The 17,591-nt window shown below is 23.8% G+C and carries 15 protein-coding genes; 3 read left to right on the forward strand and 12 right to left on the reverse strand.

What is annotated here, in order from left to right:
- Positions 1 to 3: 3 nt before the first annotated feature.
- From SLITO_RS02855 to SLITO_RS02865, 3 genes are all read right to left on the reverse strand, one after another.
- A complete protein-coding gene (locus SLITO_RS02855; RefSeq protein ID WP_075058277.1) occupies positions 4 to 1,194 on the reverse strand; it encodes an SGNH/GDSL hydrolase family protein in 1,191 nt (396 codons plus the stop codon).
- A complete protein-coding gene (locus SLITO_RS02860; protein WP_075058278.1) occupies positions 1,194 to 2,120 on the reverse strand; it encodes a hypothetical protein in 927 nt (308 codons plus the stop codon). The genes SLITO_RS02855 and SLITO_RS02860 overlap by 1 nt, the downstream gene beginning before the upstream one ends.
- Positions 2,121 to 2,277: 157 nt before the next feature.
- Positions 2,278 to 4,077, reverse strand: a complete 1,800-nt coding sequence (locus tag SLITO_RS02865) for a hypothetical protein (RefSeq protein ID WP_075058279.1) — start codon at positions 4,075 to 4,077, stop codon at positions 2,278 to 2,280.
- Positions 4,078 to 4,529: 452 nt separating this feature from the next.
- Between SLITO_RS02865 and SLITO_RS05825 the strand changes: the two genes are divergently transcribed.
- On the forward strand, positions 4,530 to 5,219 hold the full coding sequence (locus tag SLITO_RS05825; protein WP_144416402.1) for a DDE-type integrase/transposase/recombinase: 690 nt from the start codon (positions 4,530 to 4,532) through the stop codon (positions 5,217 to 5,219).
- Between the two features lie 16 nt (positions 5,220 to 5,235).
- Entirely contained in the window at positions 5,236 to 5,460 is a 225-nt protein-coding gene (locus tag SLITO_RS05830; protein ID WP_268794778.1) for an integrase core domain-containing protein, read from the forward strand.
- A 394-nt stretch (positions 5,461 to 5,854) separates the two neighbouring features.
- On the opposite strand, the gene SLITO_RS02875 is transcribed toward SLITO_RS05830, so the two are convergent.
- The 7 genes from SLITO_RS02875 to SLITO_RS02905 all read right to left on the reverse strand — a co-directional run bounded on the left by SLITO_RS02875 (position 5,855) and on the right by SLITO_RS02905 (position 14,730).
- Positions 5,855 to 7,969: a lipoprotein gene (locus SLITO_RS02875; protein WP_075058280.1), complete on the reverse strand. Its 2,115-nt coding sequence runs from the start codon at positions 7,967 to 7,969 to the stop codon at positions 5,855 to 5,857.
- 165 nt (positions 7,970 to 8,134) lie between these two features.
- Positions 8,135 to 11,095: a glycoside hydrolase family 18 protein gene (locus tag SLITO_RS02880; protein ID WP_075058281.1), complete on the reverse strand. Its 2,961-nt coding sequence runs from the start codon at positions 11,093 to 11,095 to the stop codon at positions 8,135 to 8,137.
- A 116-nt stretch (positions 11,096 to 11,211) separates the two neighbouring features.
- A complete protein-coding gene (locus SLITO_RS02885; protein ID WP_075058282.1) occupies positions 11,212 to 11,661 on the reverse strand; it encodes a DDE-type integrase/transposase/recombinase in 450 nt (149 codons plus the stop codon).
- A gap of 96 nt (positions 11,662 to 11,757) precedes the next feature.
- Positions 11,758 to 11,994 carry an IS3 family transposase gene (locus SLITO_RS02890; protein ID WP_075058283.1) on the reverse strand — a complete coding sequence of 79 codons (237 nt, stop codon included), beginning with the start codon at positions 11,992 to 11,994 and terminating at the stop codon, positions 11,758 to 11,760.
- Positions 11,995 to 12,047: 53 nt separating this feature from the next.
- Entirely contained in the window at positions 12,048 to 12,344 is a 297-nt protein-coding gene (locus SLITO_RS02895) for a transposase (protein WP_075058284.1), read from the reverse strand.
- Between the two features lie 142 nt (positions 12,345 to 12,486).
- A complete protein-coding gene (locus tag SLITO_RS02900; protein ID WP_083433352.1) occupies positions 12,487 to 12,930 on the reverse strand; it encodes a GNAT family N-acetyltransferase in 444 nt (147 codons plus the stop codon).
- A gap of 21 nt (positions 12,931 to 12,951) precedes the next feature.
- On the reverse strand, positions 12,952 to 14,730 hold the full coding sequence (locus tag SLITO_RS02905; RefSeq protein ID WP_075058285.1) for a hypothetical protein: 1,779 nt from the start codon (positions 14,728 to 14,730) through the stop codon (positions 12,952 to 12,954).
- Between the two features lie 177 nt (positions 14,731 to 14,907).
- Here SLITO_RS02905 and SLITO_RS02910 point away from each other — a divergent pair, with 177 nt between their 5' ends.
- Positions 14,908 to 16,410, forward strand: a complete 1,503-nt coding sequence (locus SLITO_RS02910) for a J domain-containing protein (RefSeq protein WP_075058286.1) — start codon at positions 14,908 to 14,910, stop codon at positions 16,408 to 16,410.
- A gap of 17 nt (positions 16,411 to 16,427) precedes the next feature.
- On the opposite strand, the gene SLITO_RS02915 is transcribed toward SLITO_RS02910, so the two are convergent.
- Both SLITO_RS02915 and SLITO_RS02920 read right to left on the reverse strand, forming a co-directional pair.
- The gene (locus SLITO_RS02915; protein WP_075058287.1) at positions 16,428 to 17,117 is read right to left on the reverse strand and encodes a GntR family transcriptional regulator; all 690 of its coding nucleotides are present in this window, start codon (positions 17,115 to 17,117) and stop codon (positions 16,428 to 16,430) included.
- A 98-nt stretch (positions 17,118 to 17,215) separates the two neighbouring features.
- Positions 17,216 to 17,422, reverse strand: coding sequence for a hypothetical protein (locus SLITO_RS02920; protein ID WP_075058288.1), 207 nt, complete (start codon positions 17,420 to 17,422; stop codon positions 17,216 to 17,218).
- Positions 17,423 to 17,591: the final 169 nt, after the last annotated feature.

The following is a 17,591-nucleotide window of genomic DNA, read 5'->3' on the forward strand; positions in this document are numbered from 1 at the left end:
TTCTTATTCTTTTATTAAACCTGAACTTATTAACAATTTCCACACTATTTCAGAAACATATTTATGTCCAGATGAAGTTGGGTGAACTTTATCAATAAAGAAAAATTTATCTATAATTGTTTTATCTTTTTCATAAGCTTCTTTAAATTTTTCAGCAACTGTAGCATTTATTTCTAAATTACTTAAATCTAATTTTGCTAAATCAAATGCAGTAGATTTAGCAAAATTTGATTCGACATTAGCTCCCTCTCCAATTGTCTCTTTAAATCCAGCTAATATGTTTTTTAACTCTGTATATAAGTTATAAGTTTTAACTACGTCATTAAATTGTTCATTAACTTTATTTATAACCTTTGTAATATTAGAATCAAATTCTTTACATAATTTGTCAATTTTACTTAAATCTGCTTCTGAGAATTGTTCAAAATCATCATTATTTTTATTATTATACCCTGGTGTAAGATTTATATCTGGTGGTTTAATGAATAATATTTTTTTTGCACCGTTATTTAATAAAGTATATAAGCAATTACTTATATTTTCGATGGCATTTTTCATAATACTTGATTGTTGATTAAAATTGTTTCTTGCCCCAGCTAATGCAAATAAATCATTGCCCCCAATTTCAATTAGGAATAAGTCATCATCTTTGATTACTTGTTGTTTTACAAGAGCTTGTGCTTGTTTGTATATTCCTGTATTACCCATTAAAAGTTTAGCAGTTAAATCACTTGATTCATAAGCTGTTGCGCCACCAATTGAATAATTTCTTCCTCATACTTTATCATTATTTAAGTTTAAATCCGCATCATGTATTAAATTTGATGATTTAAATGTATCAACTTCATCTTTATCAAATCCAAGTTTTTTATTAATCAATTCAGCAACTCTTAAACCATTACTAAATCCATTATCATAAAGACCAGTTATTTTAACTTTTACTCCTAATTCATCATATGCAACAGCAGCTAACCCACCATTATCACTTAAACTATCTCCAAGAGTATAGAAATTAGAAACTCCATGATGTGTTTCTTTATCAACACTAGTGTCTTTAGCGTTTCTTTTATCAATACTTAATCCAGCAGTGTTATCTAAATTAATTGGTGCTTGTTGTGGTACACATGAAATTACAGATGTTGCAGATGTTGAAGAAATAGCAAATACTGAAATTAATGTAAGTAATTTTTTCATTATTTATTTCCTTTCTTTTTGTTTATTATCAACATTGTTATTGTAAATGTGTATCCTGGAATAACAACTATAAGTAATATAAAGAAAAATACTACTCCTGCTCTTAAAGTATCTAATGTATCAGTAAAATGAGGTAGATATAATTCATCTGCTGATACTTTAGTTTTAGGCATTTTTGATTCATTTAAAGTTTTATCTTTAAATATGTTGTGTCCAAAAACATTAAAACCGTATTTTATATTTTCTATTTGTTTGTTTAAATATCAAACTTTATTATTTATTAATAATGTTCCTGGTGAATCATAAACATTGATTCCATCAATTCCAGGATCTGAAGATTTAATTTTTGATTCATATAAATATTGATCAATAATTGTTTGATTTCTTAATAGATCTTCTTTTCTTTCTGAAGAAAAAATATCACTTAAACCACCTGGTTGGAACATTCATTGAATCCCTGCATGAACATAACCATAACTTAGAAATTCTGTTGAAACTGCTTTATCAAATTCAACTAAATCATTCCCTAAATCAAATAAGTCTATATCTTTTTGTTGTTCTCTATAACTTGATCATTTACTTTCAAATCAATCATTTGAAAATTTTTCATATTCATTTCTTCTTTGTTCGTAATTGACAGTTTCATATGAATTTAAAGTTGAAATAGCGTCAGCTGAATATGATTTTTTTACAACTGATTCTAACACCGTGTTAAAAGATGGATCCTTACCATCGATAACATACACACCTTTTGGCATAACTTGTGATATTTGATCGTGGATGCTATTTATAAATCTTAGTGACTCTAATCCAACACCTGGTGACACCATTAAAAAACTAAGTAAAAAGTAAAATGCAAAAACCGATGAAAATACAATAATTTTTAATTTTACTTTTGTTGAATAAAAATTTAAAAATTTCTTCATTAAAATAAACCTTTCTAAAAAAAATAAAATTAAACAAAAGATTGTTTAATTACTATATTATTTTATATGGATTTATTTTTAAATAAAAAATATTAAAATAATTAAAAATAATTTATATAAATAAAAACATTTTATTATAAATAAAAAAAAGATGATTTTAATTAACATCAACTTTAGTAAATTTATATATTGAAAGTATGTATAAACAAATTGCAACAACTAAAATTATTGAAATAAGAATAGCTGGATCCAAATATTCATCATAAGTATCTTTTTTTATGTTTTTATTATCTAAATTTAAATTAAATCTTACATATGGTAAAAATAAATTTTCCTGCTCTATTAAACTTATCGATGATGAAGTGTCTATATTGAATCAAATATCATCAAAATAAAATCCTGAATATTTAGTGTAGAAACTTCAAGTATCATAAAATGGATTAATAGAGTTTAATATGTTTATTGTAGACATATTATTTTGATATTTTTTAAATTCATCATTCTGTACTATTCTACTATAAACGGAATTATAATAATTAACAGTATAATGTATAAAATATTCTTCTACAACTCTTGCACTAAACATAATTGGAAAGCTAAAATATTCATCAAAATACTTTTCTAATTTATGATCATTATCTCAAAGTTGGAAGGAATCCTTGCTTGCTGAAATTTTTTTTACAGCTCATTGAAAAATATTATTTAAATCAATCTTTGTAAAAGGTAATGATTGATTTAAATTTTCATTTTTAATAAAGTTAATTTCTTTTTCTTCATCAACAACGCCTATTTTATTTTTAATTGTTTTTGGTTCATAAAAAAATATAAAATCACTAAATAAATCTGATTTTTCTTTTTTAAAATCTATAAAATAAGTTTTAAATTGATTTGTTAGATCAAGCAAATCTTGTAAAATAAGCTTTTTTTCAGAGTCTAATTCATTTGAATTAATCATATCTTTTATTTCGTTCTCATCTTTAAAGTAACTTTCCAATGTAAACTCTATTGAAACAGGATCATTTTCTTTTCAATTTTTTGCTTTTGCCGAAGAATTTAGAGATGATAAAATACCATTAAATTTATAATTTTTTTGTTTGTTATTTATTACATTTAAATAGTTATTTCAAAAGCTAGTGTATCTATATTTATTAGAATTTTTAAAAGTATCTAAATCAGTGAAATCTTCATTTTCTTGATAATTTGTAAAATAGTTGTTTATTGCTTTAGAAAGATTTTTATATTTAATGTTTTCATATTTTAATATATTTTGAAAATTAATTGAATCGTATACATCATTAGAAGATAGTGCAAATGGAGTATTATTTTTAGGATCATTAAAAGTAAAATTTATGTTGCTAGTTTTTGTTTCGATTAATTTTGCAGGTATATTAGCTATAAAAGACAAAGACATTAATATAGTAGAAATTATCAAAGTTGGCTGCGCACCAGCAAAAAAGATTAAAAATATAATAAAATTAATTAAACAAATAGTTAAAATTAATGTAAAACCAAGAAAAACTGAAGTTTTTCTAATTACAAAATTAGTAATTTCAAAATCATTTGAGATTAAATAAATTATATTAAACGATAAAAATGACAATACCACAGAAAATGAAATTATTATTAATATAGTTAGGTATTCACACAAAAAAAACTTCATTCTTGAAACAGTGTTTGATAATATTATAAAAATTGTTTTATCTTCAGATTTTCTTATAAAGAAAAAATTAATTACTCTTAAAATCAACAAAAACAAAAAAACATTTATAAAGATAATAACGTAAAAATCAAAAATTTGATTTTTAATTTTTCCAATTGAAGTATTTGCAAAAACAATTGCCACTAAAATACTAAATATATTTATTATTGTAAAAAATATTATATAAGTTTTTTCTGTAAAAAGTATTCTAAATGAAAACTTCAATATATCTCTAGTTTTTAAATTAATTTCTTTCATTATATCCTTTATCTTTAATTAAAACAATAATATAATTATACACATATTTTTAAATATGTGTATAATTAAATTTTAAAAAGTTAATTATAGCTGTAAATTAACTTATATTTGAAAAAAATAGTATGCAAAAAAGCCTATAATAGTGAACATCTAAAATAAAATTGACAGTAAAAAAGTACTTTTATTATTAAAATTTTATTGAAAGGTGTTCTTTTTATATGGCAAAACAATAAACAAAAAACGAAAAACTTAATATAATTAATGAATCAAAAAAAATTGGTATTTTAAATGCGGCATTAAAGTTTGATATTAGTACTAGCACAATTAAAAGATGAAAATCAGAGGTAAAAGTTAAAGGTGAAGGCGCTCTTGAATGAGGTAGCGGAACACAGGCAAAAGGAAATATTAAAAAATTTAAATCTCATGATTGAATTTTTAAAGAACCTGATGATATGAGCGTTGAAGAATTAAGAGAGGCTTTGAAACTGGAACGAGCTTTAAAAAAGCATTTGGCGAAGACGACTAAGGAAAAGTGCTTCGCCATTTTTAATGTTAAAAGAATGTTTTCTTTAAAATTATCTTGTTTATATTTAAAAGTTTCAAGGTATGGATATTTAAAATGACTTAAAAACGGAAAACCAAAGTATAAAAATTATAATAAAATTTTAGCAATTAAAATAAGATGCCTTTTTTACTTGTTTAAAAAAAGATATGGTTATAATATGATAACTTTATTTTTAAACAAATACTTTAAAGAAAGTTTAAAACCTTGAGTTGTTTATAGATATATGAAAATAATGAGTTTAAAATCTTCAAATAAAAAGAAAGTTCCAAACTATGATAAATCAGGTCCATTAAGATTTGAAAATCTACTAAATGGAAACTTTAAATCTAAAAATATAAATGAAAAATGAGTAACAGATGTAACTTACATAAAAACTATTAATGGAAACGTATATCTATCTGTTATAAAGGATTTGTTTAATTATGAAATTATTGATTGAAAGTTATCGGTTAGTCCTAATAATAAATTATGTTATAAAAATTTAATAAGTGCTATTAAAAAAAAGAGGTGCTCCAAAAATAATTCATTCAGATCAGGGAGCACCATACACAAATTAAACTTGAGAAAGATTATGTAAAAATAATAATATAAATATTTCTATGTCAAGAAGAGGGAACTCCCCAGATAATGGTGCGTGTGAGTCTTTTTTTGGAACTTTTAAAAATGAATGTATATATACATATAAAGTAAAAGAACTACATCATTCAAATATTTATAAAATTATCTCAGACTATATAGAGTTTTATAATTATGTTAGACCTTCTCTAAAGCATAAAAAAACTCCATACGAAATTCGTATGGAGAAAGTATCTTTTTAATCTCAATTTTAATTGACAACTTCATAGAGATTCAATTTAATTAGTTAGATTTATCAACAAAAGTTATAGAAATTATTTTTAAAATATTTTTTACTTATTTTTATACCCAAATAATATTTTTTTAATGGATTTATGTAAAAAGCGTTTTATTTACCTAAAATTTAATTATAAATATTTTTTTTATCTTTAACTTTTAATCGTCGAGTTATTTTTTTTTTTTTTTTTATTTGTTATTTGAAATTTAAAAAAAAAAAAAAAAACAACCTTTCTACAAAAAACAAAATTATTAATTTTAATATAATTTTTATAGTATCATAAGGCTGTTCTTTTATTTTTTACATTTAAAATTTAATTTTTTAATTCATAATATTATGAAAATATATATTTACCAAAACTATTCAACTATTTCAATCGCTGATTTATATCTATTTCCGCTACTTAATTTTCAAATTGTGTCAACTCTAAATTCAATATTCATAAAATCTAAATTAAATCTTATAGGAGCATTATCACTACCTGAACCATAAATTCCATCAATTATAAATCCTTTTGTATCACGATCTTTAGGAGCACCTTCATCTTCTAAACTTTTTATGAATCTAACTCTTACTCTATCTGAATAGCTTGTACCAAATTCTCAACTAAAATTTGTTTGATTACCTTCTTTTAATAATTTTTCTCTTACAGCTTTTTGCGTATCGCTACCTGTTCCGGAATTTTGTATTAATGAAAGATTGTCATTAAATTTTTTTGCTCCATCTTCATAAACCAAGTATATTAAATTTGGATTTTCATTATCTGTACTTAAATAATCAGAACTGAATGAGTCGGTTCAAAGATTTAGTTCTTTTCCACCAATATTAACACCTGTTTTTCCGCTAAATGAAGCAACTTTATTTTCGCTTGAAGTTGGCGCAATACCAAATGAATTTTTATAAGAGTTAATTCCTTTTAATGAGTTAGCAACAATTGATTTGTAAGTTAAAGAATTCTCATCAAATTTACTTGTTGATAAATTTTCTTCTTTATCAATTGAGTATCCAGCAGTTATAAAAATATCATCAATACTTGTTGTGAATCCACCTTGACCTGATCCACCATTAATATTTAATTCTAAACTATTTAGTTTTACAATTTTCAATTTGTTTGTAATGTTAATTTGATTAAGAATCGCTTCTTTATTAGTTGTTAAGTATTCATCGTTTTTTCCTTCGATGTTTTCTTTAACAAATTTATCTTTGTAATCTTTGAATCAATTGTCTAGGTTAGCTTTATTTAAATAATCTTTTTTTAATAAAGCTTCCCCGTCTGTATCGTTTTCTTTTGAAGCAGTTCTGAAAATATATTTGTATAGTTCTTCTCTACCTTCAATTTTGTCATCTTCTCATCCTGACTTTTCATTTTTTCATGAAAATACTGACTTGCTTGAATTTAATGAATTCATTTCATAATCTCATGAATTTTCATCTTTAGATAATTCATTTACAAGATTATTGTTTTTGGGTTTAATTTCAAATTTTACACCTTCAATTTCCCCTGTTTTTAAATCATCTGTTAATTTTGTTTTAAATTCTTCACTATTAAAAGTAGTTATATACTTACCAGTACTTTTATTATTTAACTGATCATATGATTCAAATTTATCAGCATTGCTTCCTGATTTTAATCCAGACTCAATTATTGAATCTCCATCTTTTAAGTATTTAAATTTTAATTCTTTAGCTTTTTTGTTAATGAAATCTACAACATTTCCATATGTAGTAATTTTATAAGTGAAGTTAAAAATATTATTTGTTGCAGGTGCTAATTGATTACCGTCTTTTGCTTTGAAATTAAATTTAAAGCTAATGTTAACATTTTCAAGTGATGCAAAAAAGTTTGATTTATTTGCTTCGCTTTCTTCTTTATTATAAAATTTTAAAGTAGCTTTAACATTTTCGGTGTTATTAGCATTAACAGTTGATTCGTCTACTTCAATTAATTTATCTTTTTCAACACCTTTTGTAATTAAACTACTGTATTCTTTTTTGTCTGCAATTGATTTTATTCCATCTTGAATTTTACTAAAATCAATTATAGATTTTACATTTGCAAAAAATTTAGTTTTTAATTCAGTTGCTTCTGTTTTTTTAAATAATTCTGATAAGTCTATAGAACTTTCTTCTCCGCTAGACTCTTCTTTTGTTTTTTTTGCTAATTCAGCTGCTTTTTTTAAGGCATTTGCATTAAAAAATTCTTTATCTTCATTAGAATATGAAGTAGCTTCAGTTCAATCTTGGTTTTGAACTTGAGTACTGATATTTTTGTTAACAAAATCATTAACTTCTTTTAAATATTGATCTCTTACTTTTTCATAAGATAGTCCTTCTTGGTTTGGGTCAGTTGTTTCCCCCCCACCTTGTTCACCGTCGGTATTACCATTATCATTATCACTACCACAAGAAATAATTGTTGCAGCTGGTGACACTGTCAATCCTATTGACATTAAAAATCCTAATAATTTTTTCACTTTCTTATTCTCCTATTTTTTTTTCATTACATATGTAATAAAAAAATTATACTAAATAAAATATAAATTGCAAATTATTTTATATAAACTTTTACAATATTTTTTTCCTAATTACATATATAAATGGAAAAAACTTATTTAAAAATAAGTTTTTTTATATATTAATTACACTTTTTTAGCAGGTCTTTTGACTTTTTCATCTCATTGGCCATTAAATACTTTTGCAAAATCATACTCACCTAGGTATCCGAGACCATGACTAGTTAATGATTTTGGTCTAGCAACCCCTGATAATTTTCCTCTATCATCATTCATTGATCACATTGATAAATATGATAAATCAGCAGATTGAGCTCAATTATAAAGTTCTTTTGCATCTTCAAGTGTAAACACACCTTCAACTGTATCATTTACACCAATCATTGGAGTAGCACCGATTAATCTATGTATATCTCTATTTGAAGGAGTAGAAATTCCATAATTTTTAATTACTGATTTAGCAATGTTTTCTTTAGTGTTTTCTATTGCTTCTTTTGCTAAATCAAAATTGGTTTTACCATTTGTTTTTCCATCTAAATATATTCCATTTCCATAGTCCATTAACATTAAATTAATCACTGGCATGTCTTTGTAACTTAATCCTTCATTTTTGAATGCTTTAGTGAATTTATCCATTACATTAAATCCAACATTTGTTAATCCAGAAGGAAGAACTGGAAGAGTTACTGAAAAGTTTCATGAAGAATCAGATTTTTTCATTTTTGCAAGTGTTTTTGCAAGTACATCATTTGAAATGTGATCTTCTTGAGCTTGTCCTTCAATATCAAAGTCTATATTTTTTGGCATATTTAATGTTTTACCACTTGATTTACTTGCAAAGTTTTTTAAATAATCATTGTAATTAAATAAAGCATCACTTAATAAATCACTTGCTTTATTAATATCATTATTTGCTAATTTATATGCAAGATTTCAAGGATTTTTTTCAATAAATCCACCTGTTGTCGCTCCACCATATGCAACTTTAATGTTTTCAAAGTTATTTGAATCAACTAGTGGTTTTAAATCTTTTTCATAAAGTTGTGATTTTTCTCATCATGCATAACCATCACCTTTATTTTCAATACCAGCTATTGATAAATCTAAGCTATTATTATGACTATTAACTTGTTGAACAAATGCAAGTGTTAAATGATCTAAACCTGTATTTTCTCTAATTTTTGCAATGTCATTTCCTTCGTATAAACCTGCATCTAAATATGGAGAAAAGTATGTACTGTTGTTACTTTCGTTTTTGTCAACAATATTATCTTTTCTATTAGGATTGGCATCTTCTCATTTAACATAAACATTTTTGTTAGAAGTTGATGGAGTTGAAGGATTTACAACATTTCCTTCACCTTCTGATGGTTGACCTTGATTTCATTCATTACCATTTCCACCAGCAACACCATCTCAACCTTCTTTTTGATATTCATCTAGTGAATGGTTATTTCTAATATCTCTATCATAGTTTAAATAACCATCAAGTTTAGAAATTGCTTCAGGTGTTTTAGCTTCTTCAGGTATGTCAGTTTTCATTGTTCCATTTAGTATTTTTGAATATGTAAATTTATCATATCCTGATGCACTTCTAATATTTTGATCAAGTGCATTTTTATCAGCAATTCCATCTGGACCCAAACCATTACTCATAAATTCTGATGGGTAATCTCTTGTTATATAAAACATTGAAATTTGACCAACTTTTTTATCTTCAGCAAATTTTCTAAATTCTAAAGCATCATTTGCATCAAAATCATAAATTGCTTTTTCAGCTCTTTTACCAATTCATGGAGTTAGAACCATTCTGTCATAAACATTACCACTGTCATTTAAAAATTTACTTGTATTTCCGTTTAATTTGTCATTTATAGTTCTTCATGTTTTTTCAGTATCTTCAGTAGCTGATTTAATAACCTTCATTTCTCAGTCTTTATCTCCACCAACTTCGTTATAAGCTGAGTAAGTTAAATATGGTAAAACTAAGTTTAATCTAAAGTTCATTCCTAGAAATTTAGTAAACATATATAATGGAAATTCTTCACTACCAATTAATGATATATCTCCATCTCAGTTCCCATTAGGTCTTGCAATAACACTTGATATACCATCTTTTGTTGAAACCACTAAAGATAGTCTTATATCAAATTCGTTATCTTTTTCTAATAATATTTTTAGTGCTCCTGCTAATAACCTTTGAGAATCAGCATAGCTACCTTTATTAGTTAAATATGGTGCTGCAAAATAAAAGTCAAATTTTTTGGTTCCATATTTAACAGAAATTTCTGCTAATTTATCCGCTAATTGTTCTTCAGTATAACCATTTTTATAAGCTTCGTGTCATAATGAGTTTGCAAATGGTCCAAATGAAATTGTAACTTTTGAACTATCTAATTTTTTATCTCCAGTTGTTCATTTATCTCATCTTTGTTGAAATCATTCAGCAGAATTATTGCTTGTTTTGTTTGGTGCTGCATCTCACATTGGAACTAATTCATTTTCATCACTTGCATTTTGCATAAAACCAAGAGTAATTCCATCATTTTCTTTATCTTTAAATAAATCTGAATTATTTCATAATTCACCTAAATTATTGTAGTGGTTATTTTCAGCAGTAGAATTGCCTTCAAATTTTGCGTGTTCTTTATATGAAGAACCAAGACCTTTGTTTTTTAATAAATATTCTTGACTGTCTTCAACAATACCAATATCTGAATAAGGATTGAAACCGATTTTTGATTTCAAATTATTTTTTAAAACATCTTTTTTTGCTAAAGTTGATTGAGTGTTTGTTGATTCAGCCCTGTTATCAACGTTACTTAGACTTCTGTATCTTGAACTATTTGAATAATCATTTGTTAATACACTAGCCCATTTCATGTCCCTTGCTTTCATAAGGTTAGTTTCAGTTTTTTCTGATGTACCTGTTTCTGCATAAGGGTTTTTAAAATCTATTGGTTCATCTTGCGATGGATCGAAACTTGAGTTTTTATCTTTGTCACTACCAATTGAACAAGAAGTTATAATTCCTGCTAATGGTGTAACAATCATAAAACTACTTAATAAACTAATTAATTTTTTCATTTTTATATGCTCCTTAAAATTAATATAGCAAAATATAAAAATTATGCAAGGAAATTAATTTTAATTATTAATCTATAAAAAAATTGTGCTGTAACCTTTTTCCGGACACATTTATTTTATAACTTTATTCTCCTTTCATTATAAAATTTTGAGTATAAATTAAAAATGTATATATATTCTTCAATCGATGTATATTTTTTGTTCTCTATTATAGCTTCTCTTTTTAATACACTTCAAAAACCCTCTATATAACCGTTATCAGTTGATTTACCAACTCTAGACATGCTTATATTTAAGTCAAAATTCATCAACATTAATTTATATGTATAGGATTTAAACTCTGAACCATTATCAGAGTGAATAACGCTATTTGGTTTAAAAACTCCAAACTCATCAACCATTTTTAAAAATGATTCAACAACAAGTGATATACCTTTTGATGTCTTTGTAATTAATCCATAAATTTTTTTCTGCTTAATATTATAAAAACCACAAGTGTAAAGTCTTGGTCTATTAATAACTTTTTCTGTTATGTCAACACTAAAAACATCGCCAAATTTTTTCAAATCTGCGCTTGTTTTTATTAATCTCTCATATTTACCAACTTTTTCTATGTGATTTGTTGTTTTCTTTGGGTTTTTGTAATTATTTACTTTAAAATTTTAAAAAATCATATATCTTCTTACTTTTTTATGAGAGCATATATTGTTTAAATCAATTGCTAATCTTCTTGAACCATATGTTTTCCCAGAATCGATAAAACTTTTCTCAATATTTGATAGTAATTCATAATCTATATGTCTAAACTTTGGTTTTTTATCTTTAATTCAATCATAATATGTTGATTTACCTAGTTTTATTATTTTGCAAAGTTTTCTTATTGTTATTTCATTATCCATAATTTTTTTATTGTGTACAACAATGTATTTGTATATGCAAAGCTGCCACTTATTTACTTTTTTTTATTTATTAACCTTCTTAAATCTGAATACATTTCATCTCTTAATTCTTGATCTTTAAGTTGTTTTTTTAGCTTTTTATTTTCTTTTTGTAAGCTTTTAAGTTTTTCTTCTAAATGTGTTTTTGAATTATCAAAAGCTCCGTCTCCGAATAAATTATAGTTTTTAACTCAATTTCTTAAACTAATCGATGATAGTTTATAGCATTTTGAAAAATCTTCGCATTTAGAATTGCTCTCTAAAAATAATTTACATATTTTTATTTTTTCTTCTTTAGTGTATCTTTTCATAAAAAACCTCTTTCCTTATAATTTTATAATCTTATTTAGATTAATTTTAAATTATGTCCGGAAAAAGGTTACACTACATTAATCTGTAAAATATTTTATTTAATAACAAAAAAATAGACATTTAAGTCTATTTCTATTATCTTTAAAGTACTAATTTCATAGTTTTGTGTTCAATGTTTGAAATAACTTTAATTTCTTCATCGATTATTTCAAAACCATTATTTTTGTAGAAATCAATTGAGTGTAATTGAGCTTCAATAATAACTTCGCTTGCACTTAATTCTTTTTTTGAATACTCTTTTAAAAATTCTATTAATTTATTTCCGACTTTTTTCTTGCGATATTTTTTTATAACTGCAACTCTACCCCAATAACATTTGTTTACATCGATATAAATCCTTGCACAACAAATTGGTTCTGCTAATAAATATCCAACGACATGATAAGCTTTATCATCATAATCATCGATTTCTTCAGTAATATCTACATTTTGTTCATCTACAAAAACATTTTTTCTAATCATTAATGCATCAAAAAATAACTTATTATCAACATTAAAAACTACTTTAAAATCTATTCCTTCCATATATAAGTCTCCATACAATTATTATAAACTTATTTTTCTAAATCTTCAATATGAAAATCCTATTGCAATAGAGGTTAATGTAAGGTATAAAAATAGGTATATTAATGGATTTATAAAATTTTCATAAGTATTTGGTAAAACTTTTCCATTTTCATCTGTTGTAAAACTATATTGCACATAAGGTAAAAATAGATTTTGTTGATCATATAATTCTATTTTTGAATCACTATAAAGACTAAATCAAATATCATCATATGCATATCCTGAATAATAAGTATAACTACTTCATAAACTATAATATGGTGAAAATATTGAAAATATTGAAAATGCAAGTCTTGAATTATAATATTTAATAAAATCTGTAAAGTTAAAATCAATTGGATTACTAATTATGGTTCTGTATGTAGTGGTATACGAAACAAAATAATTTTCTAATAGTCTTGTTGCTATCATTAATGGTGAATTTAGTGTTGTTTTTACTAATTTTTCAAGATCTTTATTTTCGTTATCGAAAAATAAAACTTGTTTACCATCAGAACCTTCATAAAAGAAAGAAATATAATTTGATCTTAAATATTCTTCTAAAAATGATGATTCACAATCTTTACCAGATGCACTACATTCATTTTGTTTAGCGTTAATCTTGCTATCTGCATTTAAAAATATAAAATCGTCAAATAAACTATAGTAATTTGCTTGTAAATCAGTAAAGTTAAATGCTAAATATTGATAAAAATTATAAAAGTCACTTAAAACTGCTTTTTTTGTAGAATCTTTTTCATTATCAATAAGATTTAATAATTCATCTTGCTTAATAAACCTTTTATCAATTCTATACTTTATATCATATTTTTTTTGTTCGTTTTGCTTGAATGAATCAACTCATGAAGTTGGCACACTATTTGAATATGATAGATTTTTAAATCTTAAATCTTTAATTTCGCTTCAATCATCACCCTTAATATCTACTAAAATGCCCAAATCTTTTCATAAATTTATTCTTAAAGTTTTTTTTTCTAAAGTAGATATGTTTGATTTTGTAATATTATTTTGTTCGTTTATTAAAAAATTATTTATAAATTTAGATAAATTTTTAAACCTAATATTACCTTTCCCTATATAGTCTTGAAGATCTAAAGCCTCATACATATTAGAAACGTTATAAATTTGATTGTTATTTAGCTTTATTCTTGTGCTCTCTTCACTAGTTTTTATAAATTTTAATGGTAAATTTGCAACAAATGTAAATGCAAGTAAAAGAGTCAAAAATGTCATTGTTACTTGATTGTTAACAAACATTAATAAAAATATAACAAAATTTAGTAAACAGATTAAAATTAATGGTGCAAATCATAAAAAAGTTGCAGTTTTTTGGAGTATTATTGTTGAGTTTTCAACATTATGAAATATTGAAAAACTAATATTAAATAAAACAAAACTTAAAAAAACCTGAAATATTATTACAATTATACTAATTAAGTATATTGAAATAAATAAACTTAATCTAGATACAATGTTTGAAACTATTAAAAATATTGTTTTATCTTCTGTTTTACGCACAAATAAATAAAAACAAATTCTTATTATAAGCATAAACATAACTACACCAACAAAAAATATTGCATAAAAATCAAATATTATTGCAACTTCCCCATCTTTATCAATAAATGCTGAGTAGAAAGAAAAAATTAATGAAAAGAATAGAGTAGCAACATTAAAATAAATAAACGTTTTATCAAACATAAGATTTTTAAACAAAAATTTTAATAAACTAAAATAAGATATGTTTTTTATTTTCATAGCAATTCCTTTATTGAATATTATACATAAAAATACCCCTTTTTACAACCCATACCATACACATAAATGTTTAGTAAATATCCATTAAAATTGCAATTTTCAACTTTTAAGTGTCCTATAAATATTTATATTTTCATATATAATATATTATATAAATTAATTTTGTATGAGGGTATTATGGGTATATATAGAATAATAAGAGGATCATTATTAATTTTAATAATTAGCTTAGCATTATTTGTTTGCCTTATAATTGCAAATTATGCAAATGATAAGGACAGAATGTATGAATCGGTTTTAGAACTTTACACAACTGATGAAATATACAATTCTAAACATTTTAATTTTAATGGTAAATTATTTTGATTAATAATGTCAATGTTTATAGCTGGTTTTATTTTTATTGTTACAAGTTTATTGTTTATTGTTGATTTATCAAAAAATGGTCATAGGATGATATTACCAAATATTTGTTATGTTGTTTTTTTTGCTACTGCAGGTGTATTAATAACACTATTTAATTATAAGGTTATGGACTTTTATGGGAGTGTTTTTGATAGTTTAAAATACGAGTCAAATATTAGTGCTAAATATAATCCTTCAAAAGTAATTAATATATTTAAATTTGCTTATTTTAGTATTTATGTAATCTCTTTTATTCTTTTAATTGTAAATATGTTAAATTTCAAATACCAATATAAATTTTTTAGAGTTCTAACTTTTAGATGGCATACTTCAAATGACTATAAAATAAACAATGAATTTAAGCTTGAAAAAGAAAAAAAAGCAATGAAGAACTTAAAAAAAACCAGAGGACTTCAACAATATAATTTTGAAAACTTTAAAAAAGTATCAACTAATTTTAATAGATTGGTTTGAATTGATGATTTTAATACTGATTTAGTTTTAGAAATGCATGAAATTGATGAAATAATTGATAGATATTCAAAGTATAGCGAATACAAAAGTCTGGTTAATTATACTTTTAGAAATAAATTTAATGTATTTATAGCAGATGAAAACTTTAAGCTATCTTTATTTCCTTCGTATGTTGAAAACATAGAAAATTCATTTTATTATATTAATTTATTTACAAAATATTGTAAAAATTTATTTTTAGCAGCTTACTACAAATACGCAAAACATATTGCAGCAACCCTTGAACATAGTTTAACAATTGTTTATAGAAGAATTACAATGCAAATTTTAAGCTATGAAAACCTAGATAAAAAGTTAATAAAAATAGCAAATGATAACTTAAATGATTTTATTGCTAAAATTTATGCAATATTACGTAATTATGAGAGTAAAAATATGTCAATCAATGTAACTACCAATGATATAATCGAATATGGTAAAGAATTCTATCATGATTTAACAGAACGATTTTCAAAAGAATTTGAATATTCATATAATGAAATAATAAGAATACAAGATGAAATGTATACTGGTGATTACAATGATGACGTTATGAAACATAAAAATGACAAAGTCAAAACAGCATTAGATTATTTTGGTTTAAATCCAAAATCAACATATGACGACTTCAAAAATAAATATAGAGAATTGATTAGAATCTATCATCCAGATGCAAACTCCAAAAATTCTGAAGATTCAATAAAAAAAATTACTTTAATTAATTTAAATAGAGAAATTCTTGAAGAATATTTTCAAAATTAAAATAATTAAAGTTTTTTTTATTTAAAATACTCTATGAAACTTCATTTAAAGTTTTTAAATTTATAATAACTTTCTCTATATTCTACTAAATCCTGACTAGTTGTAAATAACATCCCTTTATCTAATATAAATTGATTTTCATTTTCAAATAATTTATCATTTAATACATCAATGTCTTTTCTTTCCAAGGCTATAATTTGTTTTATCGAATAATTAATATTATGTTTTAAATAATTTTTAAAAAAATACATTAACCCTTTTTCACTTATTACTTCCATTTTAATATCTTTTTTTAATAGATAATCAGATATATAAGATATTTGATATATAAACAGTTCATTATTCAAATATCTTTTAACACACATTTTATGTACAAAATCTTCATATAAAAAATTTGTTATTTTCTTTAGTTCATCTGTTAATTTTATTTTACCTAAATAGACATATTCGCTTATTGCTGTTGGAAATAATTCACTAAAAGAAAATAATATATTATTTTTATCTTTTAGTGGGATATATCCCTTTCCTTGTGAACTAACAATTAATTTATCTTCTTTTAATTTTGAATACGCTTTTCTAATTGGCTGAACTGAGCAATTAAATTTTAACTTTAATTTATTTTCTGAAGGCAAACATTCATTGTCCCCTATTTTTTTATCATGTAATAAATTTAATAAATAATTATATATTTCATTTCACTTTTTCAATTTCTCACTCTTTCTTAATAAATAATATACACTATCATTAAAATAAAAAAACTAATCTATAATTAATTGTTATAGATTAGTTTTTTTATTTTAATAAATTACTCTGCTTTACCACAAAGAGTCAATATTCCACCAATTAAGAATAATACTAATGGTATAAAATAAGCAGCTCATGCAAATAGTATACCTACTAATGACAATACACCACAAGCAATTCTTGCTTTGTTAGATTTTTTTGCTAGAGCAATTGATCCAAAAACAATTACAAGTATTGGTACAATTAATAAAAATGCAGCAATACCCATAATAATTCCAGTGCCAAGAGCAGGAAATAAACCAGCTAATAAAGCTTAACTTGCAAATAAAATTATACCGAATATTGAACTTATTGAGGCACCAATAAGAGAGGTGATTATACCCCCTTTTGCCAATCCATTCATATAAAAATTTCCTTCCTACGTTACCAATAACATT

It is taken from the genome of Spiroplasma litorale, assembly GCF_001267155.1.
Lineage (GTDB): Bacteria > Bacillota_I > Bacilli_A > Mycoplasmatales > Mycoplasmataceae > Spiroplasma_A > Spiroplasma_A litorale.